General features: G+C 64.1%; 15 protein-coding genes. 7 read left to right on the top strand and 8 right to left on the bottom strand.

What is annotated here, in order from left to right; genetic code table 11:
- Positions 1-24 precede the first annotated feature (24 nt).
- Positions 25-2,226 carry a selenide, water dikinase SelD gene (gene selD, locus Q7J44_RS06530; RefSeq protein ID WP_370692966.1) on the top strand — a complete coding sequence of 734 codons (2,202 nt, stop codon included), beginning with the start codon at positions 25-27 and terminating at the stop codon, positions 2,224-2,226.
- Positions 2,227-2,296: 70 nt separating this feature from the next.
- On the opposite strand, the gene mnmH is transcribed toward selD, so the two are convergent.
- Together mnmH and Q7J44_RS06540 are read right to left on the bottom strand one after the other, a co-directional pair.
- Positions 2,297-3,340 (bottom strand): tRNA 2-selenouridine(34) synthase MnmH, encoded by a 1,044-nt coding sequence (gene mnmH, locus Q7J44_RS06535; RefSeq protein ID WP_304878191.1) that lies wholly within the window; start codon positions 3,338-3,340, stop codon positions 2,297-2,299.
- 78 nt (positions 3,341-3,418) lie between these two features.
- A complete protein-coding gene (locus Q7J44_RS06540; RefSeq protein WP_304878193.1) occupies positions 3,419-4,003 on the bottom strand; it encodes a DNA-3-methyladenine glycosylase I in 585 nt (194 codons plus the stop codon).
- A 117-nt stretch (positions 4,004-4,120) separates the two neighbouring features.
- Here Q7J44_RS06540 and Q7J44_RS06545 point away from each other — a divergent pair, with 117 nt between their 5' ends.
- The 3 genes from Q7J44_RS06545 to Q7J44_RS06555 all read left to right on the top strand — a co-directional run bounded on the left by Q7J44_RS06545 (position 4,121) and on the right by Q7J44_RS06555 (position 7,155).
- Positions 4,121-4,951: an EAL domain-containing protein gene (locus Q7J44_RS06545; RefSeq protein ID WP_304878195.1), complete on the top strand. Its 831-nt coding sequence runs from the start codon at positions 4,121-4,123 to the stop codon at positions 4,949-4,951.
- Positions 4,952-5,080: 129 nt separating this feature from the next.
- Positions 5,081-6,253 carry an acetyl-CoA C-acetyltransferase gene (locus tag Q7J44_RS06550; RefSeq protein ID WP_304878197.1) on the top strand — a complete coding sequence of 391 codons (1,173 nt, stop codon included), beginning with the start codon at positions 5,081-5,083 and terminating at the stop codon, positions 6,251-6,253.
- 104 nt (positions 6,254-6,357) lie between these two features.
- Complete coding sequence (locus tag Q7J44_RS06555) at positions 6,358-7,155, top strand: SDR family oxidoreductase (protein WP_304878198.1); 798 nt, start codon at positions 6,358-6,360, stop codon at positions 7,153-7,155.
- 236 nt (positions 7,156-7,391) lie between these two features.
- Here the strand turns inward: Q7J44_RS06555 and Q7J44_RS06560 are convergent, their stop codons facing one another.
- Genes Q7J44_RS06560 through Q7J44_RS06570 form a run of 3 tightly spaced genes read right to left on the bottom strand, consistent with a single transcriptional unit; the run spans position 7,392 to position 8,535 of the window.
- Positions 7,392-7,826: a VOC family protein gene (locus tag Q7J44_RS06560; RefSeq protein ID WP_304878200.1), complete on the bottom strand. Its 435-nt coding sequence runs from the start codon at positions 7,824-7,826 to the stop codon at positions 7,392-7,394.
- A 46-nt stretch (positions 7,827-7,872) separates the two neighbouring features.
- Positions 7,873-8,364, bottom strand: a complete 492-nt coding sequence (locus tag Q7J44_RS06565) for a YciC family protein (protein ID WP_304878202.1) — start codon at positions 8,362-8,364, stop codon at positions 7,873-7,875.
- 45 nt (positions 8,365-8,409) lie between these two features.
- A complete protein-coding gene (locus Q7J44_RS06570) occupies positions 8,410-8,535 on the bottom strand; it encodes a hypothetical protein (protein ID WP_304878204.1) in 126 nt (41 codons plus the stop codon).
- Positions 8,536-8,689: 154 nt separating this feature from the next.
- Between Q7J44_RS06570 and Q7J44_RS06575 the strand changes: the two genes are divergently transcribed.
- The 3 genes from Q7J44_RS06575 to Q7J44_RS06585 all read left to right on the top strand — a co-directional run bounded on the left by Q7J44_RS06575 (position 8,690) and on the right by Q7J44_RS06585 (position 10,369).
- Positions 8,690-9,169, top strand: coding sequence for an NYN domain-containing protein (locus Q7J44_RS06575; RefSeq protein ID WP_304878206.1), 480 nt, complete (start codon positions 8,690-8,692; stop codon positions 9,167-9,169).
- 164 nt (positions 9,170-9,333) lie between these two features.
- Positions 9,334-9,951: a PolC-type DNA polymerase III gene (locus Q7J44_RS06580; RefSeq protein ID WP_304878208.1), complete on the top strand. Its 618-nt coding sequence runs from the start codon at positions 9,334-9,336 to the stop codon at positions 9,949-9,951.
- Positions 9,952-10,186: 235 nt separating this feature from the next.
- On the top strand, positions 10,187-10,369 hold the full coding sequence (locus tag Q7J44_RS06585) for a DUF6435 family protein (protein WP_304878210.1): 183 nt from the start codon (positions 10,187-10,189) through the stop codon (positions 10,367-10,369).
- A gap of 271 nt (positions 10,370-10,640) precedes the next feature.
- On the opposite strand, the gene Q7J44_RS06590 is transcribed toward Q7J44_RS06585, so the two are convergent.
- The 3 genes from Q7J44_RS06590 to Q7J44_RS06600 are packed head-to-tail and all read right to left on the bottom strand — an operon-like array spanning position 10,641 to position 12,611.
- Positions 10,641-11,258 (bottom strand): TPM domain-containing protein, encoded by a 618-nt coding sequence (locus Q7J44_RS06590; protein ID WP_304878212.1) that lies wholly within the window; start codon positions 11,256-11,258, stop codon positions 10,641-10,643.
- Positions 11,259-11,283: 25 nt separating this feature from the next.
- Entirely contained in the window at positions 11,284-12,009 is a 726-nt protein-coding gene (locus Q7J44_RS06595) for a YgcG family protein (protein ID WP_304878214.1), read from the bottom strand.
- Positions 12,009-12,611, bottom strand: a complete 603-nt coding sequence (locus Q7J44_RS06600; RefSeq protein ID WP_304878216.1) for a LemA family protein — start codon at positions 12,609-12,611, stop codon at positions 12,009-12,011. Before Q7J44_RS06600 ends, Q7J44_RS06595 begins: the two co-directional genes overlap by 1 nt.
- Between the last annotated feature and the right edge of the window lie 16 nt (positions 12,612-12,627).

The following is a 12,627-nucleotide window of genomic DNA, read 5'->3' on the forward strand; positions in this document are numbered from 1 at the left end:
ACCAGAAAGACCTGAGCCATGCAGATGCCGCCGCTTCCCCTGACCCGTGACATTGTGCTGATCGGTGGCGGTCATGCCCATGCGCTGGTGCTGCGGATGTGGGGGATGAGCCCGCTGGCGGGCGCGCGGATCACGGTGATCAATCCCGGGCCGGTGGCCCCCTATACCGGCATGTTGCCGGGGGCGATTGCCGGGCATTACACGCGCGACGCGATGATGATCGACCTGGTGCGGCTGGCGCGTTTTGCCGGGGCGCGGGTCATCCTTGACCGGGCCTGCGACATCGACCGGGCGGCAGGGCAGGTGGTGCTGACCTCGGGGCGGCGGCTGCGCTATGATGTGGCGTCGATCGACATCGGCATCGCGTCGGATCTGCCGGAGGTGCCGGGCTATGCCGCGCATGGTGTCGCGGCCAAGCCGCTGGGGGCCTATGCCGCGCGGTGGGAAGCATTTGTGGCAGAGGCGGGTGCAGAGCCTGCGCTGACCATTGTCGGTGCGGGCGTTGGAGGGGTGGAACTGGCGCTGGCCTCGGCGCACCGGCTGCGGGGGTTGGGGAAGACCGCGCGCATCACGCTGCTGGATCGTGGGGCAGAGGCGTTGCAGGGCGTCTCGGCGGGCACGCGGCGCACACTGCTGGCAGCGCTGCGCGACCATGGGGTCACGCTGATCACCGGGGTCAGTGTGGCAGAGGTCATGGCGGATGCGGTGGTGCTGACCGACGGGAAGCAGCTGCCGTCGGATTTCACCCTGTCGGTGGCGGGCGCGCGGCCGCAGGACTGGCTGGCGCAGACCGGGCTGGCGCTGACGAACGGCTTTGTCGATGTGGGGCCGACGTTGCAATCTTCGGACCCGGCGGTCTTTGCGGTGGGCGATTGTGCCCATATGACCCATGCGCCCCGCCCCAAGGCCGGGGTATTTGCGGTGCGGCAGGCCCCGTTTCTGCTGCACAACCTGCGCGCCGCCGTGTCGGGCGGGGCGATGCGCCGCTACAGCCCGCAGCGCGATTACCTCAAACTGGTGTCGGTCGGCGGCAAGATGGCGGTGGCCGACAAGTTCGGCCTGCGGTCTGGCGGGGGCTGGCTGTGGGCGCTGAAAGACCGGATCGACGCAAAGTTCATGGCGAAGTTCTCCGCCTATCCGGCGATGGCGCGGCCTGCGCTGCCGCAGGTGCATACCCTTGGCCTGCGTGAGGCGCTGGGCGACAAACCGATGTGCGGCGGCTGCGGGGCAAAGGTGGGGGCCGGGGCACTGCGGGCGGCGCTGGCCGGCGTGCCCGCGCCGCTGCGGGCCGATGTGCTGACGGGGCCGGGGGATGATGCCGCGCTGCTGCGCATCGGCGGTGCCGATCAGGTGATCACCACCGACCACCTGCGCGCCTTTGCCGATGATCCGGCGCTGATGGGGCGGCTGGCGGCGGTGCATGCGCTGGGCGATGTCTGGGCGATGGGGGCAGATCCGCAGGCGGCGCTGGCGCAGATCACCCTGCCGCGGCTGTCTGATACCTTGCAGGCCGACATGCTGGCCGAGGTGATGCAGGCCGCCGGTGCCGTGTTCCGCGCGGCGGGGGCCGATGTGGTGGGCGGGCATTCTTCGGTGGGGGATGAGCTGACGGTGGGCTTTACCGTCACCGGCCTGCTGGCGGGGGCAGCGCGCACGAAAAGCGGTGCTCGGGCGGGTGATGCGATTGTGCTGACCAAGCCGCTGGGCAGCGGTGTCATTCTGGCGGCGGAAATGGCGCTGGTGCAGGCGGATCTGGAGCTGACCGGCGGGCTGATGCTGGGCGAGATCTGGGCGGGCTGCATTGCCAGCATGGTGCGGCCCTTGGGGCCAGCGGCGGCGCTGCTGCGCGGGCGGGCCAACGCGATGACCGATGTCACCGGATTTGGTCTGGCGGGCCACCTGTGGGAAATGCTGGAGCCCGACGGGCTGGCGGCCACGCTGTCGCTGGCCGATGTGCCACTGCTGCCGGGGGCCGAAGGGCTGGCGGCGCAGGGCGTGGCTTCCACCCTCGCGCCCGCCAATCGGGCAGCGGTGGGGTGGCAGGTTGACGGCGGGGCGGGGCCACGGCTGGACCTGCTGTTTGACCCGCAGACCTGTGGCGGGGTGTTGGTCTGTGTGCCTGCTGATCAGGTAGAGGCGGTGCTGGCAGAGATGGCGCAGGCCGGGGAGCTGGCCGTGGTGATCGGGCAGGTGACGGCGGGGCCGGGGCGGATTGTCCTGCGCTGAACGGGCCTGGGGCAAGTGTCGGATGCGCGCCGCGCGGGGAGTATTTTTAAAAGGTGCAATCCGGCAGGTTTCAGTGCGGGGTAATGGCTTGCGCGATGCGGCGGGCCAGATCGGGCAGGCTGTCGGGATCGAGGCTTTCGGCCTGAACCTCTGTCACCCTTTGCGTGCTGCGGGCGCGGTGCTTGGCGTAGCGCGGGTCGTAGTGGTGTTGCATCAGGCTGGTGGCGAGGGCCGCGAACTGGCTTGCCTCGGCCATGCTGCGCCACGCGGCGAGGCGCTCGGCGGGGTGCGAGGGTTTCAGCTGGTCGATCACGGTGCCAAGGCGGTCGGCATCGGCGGCAATATCGGCGTAGGCCTGCGTCAGATATCGGGCGCGGGCGTCAAGCGGGGCGGTGATCGCGATGCGCGGTGCCTGCGTCATGGCGCGCCACAGGTTTGACGGCAGGCTGAGCCGGCCGATCTTCGAGCTTTCGGCCTCGACCACCACCGGGCGGGCCGGGTCCAGCCGGGCCAGCGCCAGCGCAAGCTGCCCCTCAAACCTGCGTTGCGACGGCTGCGGGCCGATGGCCCCGAAGACCGAACCGCGATGGCCGGCCAGACCTTCCAGATCGATCACCTGCACGCCAAGGCCGGACAGATGCGCCAGCAGGGCGGTCTTGGCGGTGCCAGTGTTGCCATCAAGCACGATCACCGGGCCGGGGATCGGCGCTTGAAGGGCATCGACCACCAGCCTGCGCCAGGTCTTGTAGCCGCCGCTGATCACCTGCACCCGCCAGCCGATCTGCGACAGGATGGTCGCAAAAGACCCCGAGCGCTGGCCGCCGCGCCAGCAATAAACCAGCGGCTGCCAGCCGCCGGGCCGGTCGGCCAGCGGCCCCATCAGATGCGCGGCGGCATTCTTTGCCACCAGTGCCGCGCCCAGCTTGCGCGCATCAAAGGGCGACACCTGTTTGTAGATCGTGCCCACGCGGGCGCGTTCCGCATCATCCAGCACCGGCAAGGATATTGCACCGGGCAGATGATCATCGGCGTATTCCGCCGGGGCGCGCACGTCGATGATATCATCAAAGCGCAGCGCCAGCACATCGGCCAGTGACGTCAGTTCTATGGCCATCATGCCCCCTTGATCCGGTACAGCTTTAGCCTGTCGCGGGCGGGGCGCAAGGTGGTGTGCGATGCGGCGTTTGCCGCATCACGTGCCCGAAGTTGCCAGTCTTGCGTGACAGGGGCAGGTGACCAGATGGTCATTGACCATGCCGGTCGCCTGCATGAAGGCGTAAACGATGGTGGGCCCGCAAAAGGTGAAGCCTTCTTGCTTCAGCGCTTTTGACATCGCTTGCGACACCGGGGTTTGCGCCGGCACCTGTGACAGGCTTTGCCATTGGTTGTGCTGCACTTTCCCGTCCTGAAACTGCCAGATGAAGGTGGAAAACCCCACCCGCTGGTCAATCCGCAGATAGGCGCGGGCCGAAGCGATGGTGCCTGCGATCTTGCCCCGGTGACGCACGATACCGGGGTTGGCCAGCAGGCGCTTGATGTCATCCTCGCCCCAATGGGCGATGATTTCGGGGCGGAAGCCCTCAAAGGCCGCGCGAAAATTGTCGCGCTTTTTCAGAATCGTGATCCAGCTCAGGCCCGCCTGAAAGCCATCAAGCATCAGTTTTTCCCACAAGGCCCGGCTGTCATATTCGGGCACGCCCCATTCATGATCATGATAGTCCACATAAATCTGCTCGGTCCCGCACCAGCCACAGCGCGCTTGCGCATTCCCATCCATCTTTTGTCCCCCGACGCCGCGTTATTCCTACAATTGGAACAAAATGTGAAACTTTACGCAAGATTTACTCCTGCGGCGGCACCGTGGCAAAGGTTTGGTTCACAAGGGCGCGGCACGATGGAAAAGAAAGTCCCGCTTCAGGATGTTCCGCAGGGGGAGGCCAGCCCGCTGGCCTTTGCCATTTCCGAAAGGGATCAGAAAACCGTTGCCATGGTGCGCGATGCGCTAGGCCGCGGCCGGTTGCGTCTGGCCTATCAGCCTGTGGTCCTGTCTGCCGATACCAGCCGCATCGGGTTTTACGAAGGGCTGATGCGGGTGCTTGATCCGGCGGGCCGGGTGATTCCCGCCCGCGATTTCATGCCTGTGGTCGAGGCGCATCAGATCGCCCGCGACATTGATTGCGCCGCCCTGTCGATGGGGCTGGCGACACTGGTGCAGCAACCGCAGATCCGCCTGTCGATCAATATGTCGGCCCGGTCGATCGGCTATCCGAAATGGACCGGAATTCTGCGCAATGCCCTGCGCGCGCATCCCGGCGTGGGGGAGCGGTTGATTCTGGAAATCACCGAAAGTTCGGCCATGCTGGTGCCGGAAATCGTGGTCGCCTTTATGGACAGTCTGCAGGTCGAAGGCATTGCCTTTGCGCTGGATGATTTTGGCGCGGGCTTCACCGCCATTCGCTATTTCAAGGATTTTTCCTTTGATATCGTCAAGATCAGCGGCCATTTCATCCGCAATATCCACGCCGATGCCGACAATCAGGTGGTAACGGCAGCGCTGCTGGCAATTGCCCGGCAGTTTGACATGATGTGCGTGGCGGAATCCGTCGAACATCTGGCCGATGCCGAATATCTGCGGGCCTTGGGGGTGGATTGCCTGCAAGGCTATCTGTTCGGCGTGCCGACGGTGGTTCCGGTCTGGGAAGCCGACGCCCGCCGTCTGGCCTGAGGGCCGCCCTGATGACGTAAGGTCACACCCCCGACGCAAGAATCTTGCGCTTTGGCGCACAGCGGCTTAGGTCAAAAGGGAAGGCAGGGGAAAGGCCCTCTGCCGCCTTGGCCAAGGGAGAGAGATTACATGACCAATGTCGTAATTGTTGCCGCGGGACGGACCGCAGTGGGCAGCTTCAATGGCGCTTTCGCCGCTGTGCCTGCGCATGATCTGGGGGCCGCCGTGATTGCGGGCGTGGTAGAGCGTGCCGGGATCGACAAGGCCGAGGTTGAGGAAACCATTCTGGGGCAGGTGCTGACCGCAGGTCAGGGCCAGAACCCCGCGCGGCAGGCGCATATCAAAGCCGGTCTGGCGAAAGAGGCCAGCGCATGGTCGCTCAATCAGGTGTGCGGTTCGGGCCTGCGGGCTGTGGCGCTGGGCGCGCAGCATATCCAGCTGAATGACGCGCGCATCGTTGTGGCCGGTGGTCAGGAAAATATGTCGCTGTCGCCGCATGTGGCGCATCTGCGCGCCGGGCAGAAGATGGGCGATCTGAACTTCATCGATTCGATGATCCGCGACGGTCTGTGGGATGCCTTCAACGGCTATCACATGGGGCAAACCGCCGAAAACGTTGCCAACCAGTGGCAGATCTCGCGCGATCAGCAGGACGAATTCGCGCTGGCCAGTCAGAACAAGGCCGAAGCCGCGCAAAAGGCCGGCAAGTTCAAGGATGAGATCATCGCCTACACGGTGAAGACCCGTAAGGGCGACACGGTGGTGGATCAGGATGAATACATCCGCCACGGCGCCACGCTGGAAAGCATGCAGAAGCTGCGCCCGGCCTTTGCCAAGGATGGGTCGGTTACCGCTGGCAATGCGTCTGGCCTGAACGATGGCGCTGCGGCTGTGCTGCTGATGACCGAGGAAGAGGCGGCAAAGCGCGGGCTGACCGTCATTGCCCGCATCGCATCTTATGCGACCGCCGGGCTGGACCCGTCGATCATGGGCGTCGGCCCGATCCATGCCTCGCGCAAGGCGCTGGGCAAGGCGGGCTGGGCGGTCGGCGATCTTGATCTGGTTGAGGCGAATGAAGCCTTTGCCGCACAGGCCTGTGCTGTGAACAAGGATATGGGCTGGGACCCGTCGATCGTGAACGTCAACGGCGGTGCCATCGCCATCGGCCACCCGATCGGTGCGTCAGGGTGCCGCATCCTGAACACGCTGCTGCATGAAATGGCACGGCGCGATGCGAAAAAGGGTCTGGCAACCCTGTGCATCGGCGGTGGCATGGCTGTTGCCATGTGTCTGGAGCGGTAAGACAATTCGTCGCTGCAACTGCACAATGGGCGCGCAATAATCTTGCGCGCCCATTGTCTTGACGATACGTATATTTCAAGAAACGCCAGAATAGGGAGGATACCATGGCTCGTGTTGCATTGGTTACGGGAGGCTCGCGCGGCATTGGCGCGGCGATTTCCGTGGCGCTGAAGGCCGCTGGTTATACGGTTGCCGCGAATTACGCCGGCAATGAAGAGGCGGCGAACGCGTTTACCGCAGAGACCGGGATTCCGACCTATAAATGGTCCGTTGCCGAGTATGACGCCTGCGCCGCCGGCATCAAACAGGTAGAGGCTGATCTGGGCCCGGTGGATGTGCTGGTCAACAACGCCGGCATCACTCACCGCAGCAGCTTTGCCGAGACCGAGTTAGCGGTGTTTCAGCGGGTTATGGCGGTCAACTATTTTGGTGCCCTGCATTGCACTCAGGCGGCGTTGCCCAGCCTGCTGGCCCGTGGCGGGCAGATCATCGTGCTCAGCTCGTTGTCCGGTTTCTCCCCATTGCTTTACCGCAGCGCCTACAACGCCAGCAAGCATGCCTTGCATGGCTTGTTCGAGACCCTGCGTTACGAACTGAAGGACAGCGGGGTCAGCGTGATGCTGGTCTGCCCCGGCTTTACCGCCACCGACCTGCGCAAGAACGCCCTGGTCGGTGATGGTTCGGTAGCCCCGCAGCCACCGTTGGCGATGGGCAAGGTCGCCTCGCCACAGGATGTCGCGGAAGCCATCTATCTGGCGGCCCTCAAGCGCAAGCGCTTGTTGATCCTGTCCAACGTCGATTGGCGCGCGCGCATCCTGGCGCGCTTCTTCCCGCGCCTGTTCGAGCGGGTGCTGCTGCCGCGCCTGTCCGGCATGAAGCCGCAACGCACGCGCCGCACTTGAGCCGCGGCCGTGAAGATAGCCAGCGCGCTCGCAGCCGGCTGGAGTTTTTTCACGGCTATGTCCCGGTTAGCTATTGCATGAGCCGGATCGCCCGTGAACTCAGACGGTAGCTAGGCTTCGCGACCAAGGCGGATCGTTCGGTCACAACACAAGGCGCGCTCGGGCAGGGTGCGCCGTGCGCACCGCTGGTAGAGGGCTATTGGGGGCGGTCGCAGTAGGTGGGGGGCACAAGACTCTCAGTCTTCGACCGGCGCGATATACAGCTCATAGACCTGTTCCAGATCCCAATAGGCCGCTTCGATCTTGTGCCCGTCGAGGTCGCGCACAAAACAGCCGTAATAGGGCTCGCCGTATTCGGCGCGGGGGCCGGGTTCACCTTCAGCGGTCGCCCCGGCGTCCAAGGCGGCCTGGTAGAAGGCATGCACGGCGGCCTTGTCGGGCGCGCTAAAGCCGAAGTGGGTGCCGTTGCCAACGCTCGCCGGCTGGCCATCGATGGGTGTCTGCACCCAGAACTCCGGGGATTGGCGGCCATAGGCTACCGCTCCGGGGTGGGCGAGAATGCGTTTACAACCAAGGGTCGGCAGCACCTGATCGTAGAAGGCCACGGCCTGTTCGAACCGATTGGTGCCGAGCGATACGTGCGACAGGCTGCTGGGGGTGGCGTCGGCCATTGGGCAGTCCTTCTGGGTGATTGACCCCTAACAGCCTAGCTTGGATTTACTCCTCTGCCGGCAGCGTACCGCGCAACATGAACAGGCGGAACAGCACCACCGTGGCGAACAGCTGGAGAAAGCCGTTGGCGCTGTCGAGCAGCAGGCTGAGCAGCACATCCGGCTGCGTGCCCGCGGCGGGGTGGCTGGCCCAGGACAGCAGCCACAGCGGCAGCATGACGCACAGCACACAGGTCAGAATCTGCCAGAAGTAACCGCTGGTCAGCTCGAAACTCTCACGCAGGGCTTGCATCGGGCTCAAGCCGCGCAGCACCAGCAGGTACTCGGCGAACGCCAGCTTGATCATGAGCCACAGGCCCGGCAGCACGAACAGCGAGGCGCCGAGCATGATCGCCAGGGTGCTCAGGCCTGCCAGCAGGGCAAAGGCCGGCCACAGGCGCAGGCTGGCGGCGAACAGGTCGCGGTTGGCGGGCACCTCACCCCGGCTGCGTGCATCGAGGAACAGGATCAGTGCCCCGGTGTACAGCGGATAGAACATCAGGCCTACCAGAATGCCGTAAGCCGCCGTCGCTTCGATGCCGACCTAGGCGCGGACAAACTGTTGCACCACAGCTTCAAGCACCACCAGCGGCAGGCACAGGCGGACGATTGCCGGCAGGTTATGGCTGAAGAAAAACCAGGCATCACGCAGGACATGGAACACATTCATGGGCAGGGGTCGCGGTCGAGTGAGCAGGGCGCCACTCTAGCCGATAGCTGCATGCAAAGGCCACGGCAGGGCGTTCGGCTTGCGCATGCAGGCAAGCGTGGCGGGACGGTTCTGGCATACTGAGCGGCGTTTGTTGCCCCCAAGAGGATTACCGGTGAAGAAAATCGCCATATTCGCCGATGTACAGAACCTCTATTACACCGTGCGCCAGGCCTATGGCTGCCATTTCGACTACGCCGCGCTCTGGGCTGACATCAGCCAGCACGGGCAGATCGTCGAGGCCTACGCCTACGCCATCGACCGTGGCGACGCCAAGCAACAGCAGTTCCAGCAGATCCTGCGCAACCTTGGCTTTACCGTGAAGCTAAAACCCTATATCCAGCGCAGCGACGGCTCGGCCAAGGGCGACTGGGATGTGGGCATCACCATCGATATCATGGACACCGCGCCGCGGGTCGACGAGGTGGTGCTGGCCTCCGGCGATGGCGATTTTGATCTGTTGCTGGAGAAAATCCGCAGCAGCTACGGGGTCGAGGCCGTGGCCTATGGCGTACCGGGGCTGACTGCACAATCGCTGGTGCGTGCGGCCAGCCGTTATGTGCCGATCGAAGGCGCATTGTTGTTGCGCAGCTAGTTGCTGGGAGCTGCTGCGCTGTCTCGGAGTTATTGTTTCGCTGGTCCGGCTCGTAGGGTGTGCTGTGCGCACCAAACCCCGGTTGTCAGTGTTGCGCACGGCCTGGGCGGCCTCCACAGGTCAGCCTCCGGGTCGTTGAAAATCAGTCGTTGGGAAACCGATCAATGCTCGAAGCTCCGATAGCCGTCCTCGATTTTGAAACCACCGGCATGTCGCCGGCGCAGCAGGCCCGCGCCACCGAGATCGGCGTGGTTATCGTCGAAGGTGGGCAGATAGTGGCGCGCTACCAGAGCCTGATGAACAGCGGCGCCTGGGTGCCGCCCTTCATCGAACAGCTCACCGGGATCAGCAACAGCATGCTGCGCAACGCGCCGCCGGCGGCGCAGGTGATGAACGAGGTGGCAGACTTCGTCGGCGACATTCCCTTGCTCGCGCACAACGCCTCCTTCGACCAGAAGTTCTGGGATGCCGAGCTGGCACTGATCCGCCGCAAGCGGGTGCAACCGTTCGCCTGCTCGTTGCTCCTGGCGCGTCGTCTGCTGCCGATGGCACCGAACCACAAGCTCGGCACCCTGAATCGCTGGGCACAGCTGCCGGACACCGGCCAGGCACACCGTGCGCTGGCCGATGCGGAAATGGCGGCCAATCTGACCTGCTTCATGGCTGCACTGCTGCGCGAACGCCACGGCATTGCCGGGGTTTCCCATGAGTTGCTGTGCAGTCTGCAGAAGGTTCCTGCAGCCAAGATGGGCCAAGCGCTGCAGCGCCTGCGCGGTTTTTAGCTGAGCGCTGGCAGTTGCCAATCGCGGCCAAGGCCCTTCCCACAGGGCGCCCGTTCCGTAGCCCGGATGCAATCCGGGAATAATTTGTAGGGGTTGAGCCTCGCCCCGGAGTTCATCCGGCTACGGCGCTGCTTTCTTCGCTTGTAACATATTGCCCATCGAGTGCAGGCAGGGCGGTCTATACAGTGGATGCAGTGTTGGCTATCGCGCCAGCGCGTCCACAAGAGGCATGCCCATGTTCGGTTTGTTCAAAAGCGATCCTGTCAAAAAACTGCGCAAGCAATACAGCGCCAAGCTCGAAGAAGCGATGAATGCCCAGCGCAGCGGCGATATCCGCAGTTACGCCAGCCTGACCGAAGAGGCCGAGGCGCTGTGGAAACAACTTGAGCCGCTGGAGCAGGCCCAGGCCAAGCCCTGAGGCCGAACGCCTGTCACGCCCGGTTCGTCGTCCGAACAAGCCCAGGCGCAATCCGGGACATCGGTAGGCGCCATAAAACCGGATTCCCGGATTGCGCCAAGGCTTATCCGGGCTCTACGAGAGCGGTGTAGGGTGGGGCGGGGGGCGTAGCTGAGGCCTTTTTCAGCCACCATCGCTATGGGTGGATGGATAGAGCGTCATCCACCCTGATGCCGCAGACCTTGCAGATGAACATAGGATTGACGACTTCCAGGCTGGTGCGCTCAAGTTCTCAGGGCAGGATCACCAGATGGTTGGGCAGCTCGTTGCGCGCGTGGGTGGCAGGCACATGCAGCTTGAGTTGTTCGCCACAGGCCTGAATGCAGCCAAGAAAACCTTCCAGGGTCTGACCCTGTTTCACCTGTTGGGTAAAGTCCGCGACTATGGCCTGCCAGGTTGCGTCGGGCAGCCGGCTGGAAATGCCACGGTCGACCAGAATCTCCACGTAGTGCTCGGCCTCCGAGACGAAGATCAGCACGCCGGTTGCACCCGTGGTGTGGTGCAGGTTGTGCTCGAGAAACTGCCTGCGCGCCAGGTTGGCGGCGCGCCAGTGACGCACGGTGCGCGGTATCAACCGGGTGGTCAGCGCAGGAATGCGCAGCAGCAGGCTTAAGCCGGCAAAGGTCAGCCACTGCACCAGCAACAGTTCCTGGGCGCTTAGCCAGGCGAAAAAATAATTTGCCGCGCCAGGCAGCAGCAGCGCCACCAGGCTGGCCCAGAGCAGCGGGATATAGGTGTAATCGTCCGCTTGAGCCGCCAGCACAGTGACCAGTTCGGCGTCGGTCTCGCGCTCGACGGCGTTGATCGCCTGGGTGACCTGCTGTTGTTCGCTTTCAGTCAATAAAGCCATGGGGTCTGTTCACTCGTGAATTGAATTACCAGCCGCCGGAAGCACCGCCGCCACCGAAACCACCGCCGCCGCCACCAAAGCCGCCGCCACCGCCGAAACCACCGCCTGAACCCCCACGGCCCATGCCAGCGGCCAATAGCCCGCCGAGCAGCAGCCCGCGACGTCCGCCGCGGCCACCGCCGATCAGGCCGATGACGATCAGCAGCATGACGAAGAAGGGGATCGCCTTGGCCTGCTCGTCCTTGGCTGTGCTGCTGGTGGCCACGGGCTCGCCGCCGAGCACCTGGAGGATCGCCGCAACACCGTCACTGATGCCTTTGGCGAAATCGCCGGCCTTGAAGGCTGGGGTGATGATCTGGTTGATGATTACGGAGGATTGCGCATCGGTCAGACGACCCTCAAGGCCGTAACCGACCTCGATGCGCAGTTTGCGCTCGTCGCGGGCGACCAGCAGCAGGGCGCCGTTGTCCTCGCCCTTCTGGCCGATGCCCCAGTGCCGCCCCAACTGATAGCCGAAATCCTCGATGGCAATGCCCTGCAGATTCGGCAGAGTGACCACCACCACTTGCTCGCTGCTGGCTTGCTCATGCGCCGCCAGCAGCTGGCTCAGGCGGGCCTCGGTTGCCGCGTCCAGCAGTTCGGCCTGGTCGACTACCCGACCGCTGAGAGGTGGGAACTCGGGTTGTGCCTGGGCCATCCAGGTCCAGGCACACAGCAACAGCAACAGTGGCAGGCGTAGCGTGACGGTCATCAGAACTTCACTTCTGGGGCTTTTTCCGCCTCCGGGGTAGTCGCTTCGAAGTTCTCGCGCAGCGGCATGTCGCTGTACATCAGGCTATGCCAGACGCGCCCGGGGAAGGTGCGGATCTCGGTGTTGTAGCGACTAACCGCGGTAATGAAATCGCGCCGGGCCACCGCGATGCGGTTTTCCGTGCCTTCCAGCTGGGATTGCAAGGCCAGGAAGTTCTGATTGGATTTCAGGTCAGGATAACGCTCGGAGACCGCCATCAAGCGGCTCAATGCGCCAGTCAGCTGGGTCTGGGCCTGCTGGAACTGGCGCATTTTTTCCGGATTGTCCAGGGTGCTGGCATCCACCTGGATCGAGGTGGCCTTAGCCCGCGCCTCGATCACCGCCACCAGAGTCTCCTGCTCCTGCTTGGCGAAGCCCTTGACGGTTTCTACCAGGTTGGGGATCAGGTCGGCACGCCGCTGGTACTGGTTTTCCACCTGGGACCAGGCGGCCTTGACCTGCTCGTCGTAGGTGGGGATGTTGTTGACGCCGCAGCCGCTGAGCAGCGCCGCCATGACCAGCAAGGCCGCCACGCGCCCGCTGATCCAGTCTCTCGATGTCATCTGCATGATCCGTTGA

This window comes from Pseudotabrizicola sp. (assembly GCF_030656345.1).
Lineage (GTDB): Bacteria > Pseudomonadota > Alphaproteobacteria > Rhodobacterales > Rhodobacteraceae > Pseudotabrizicola.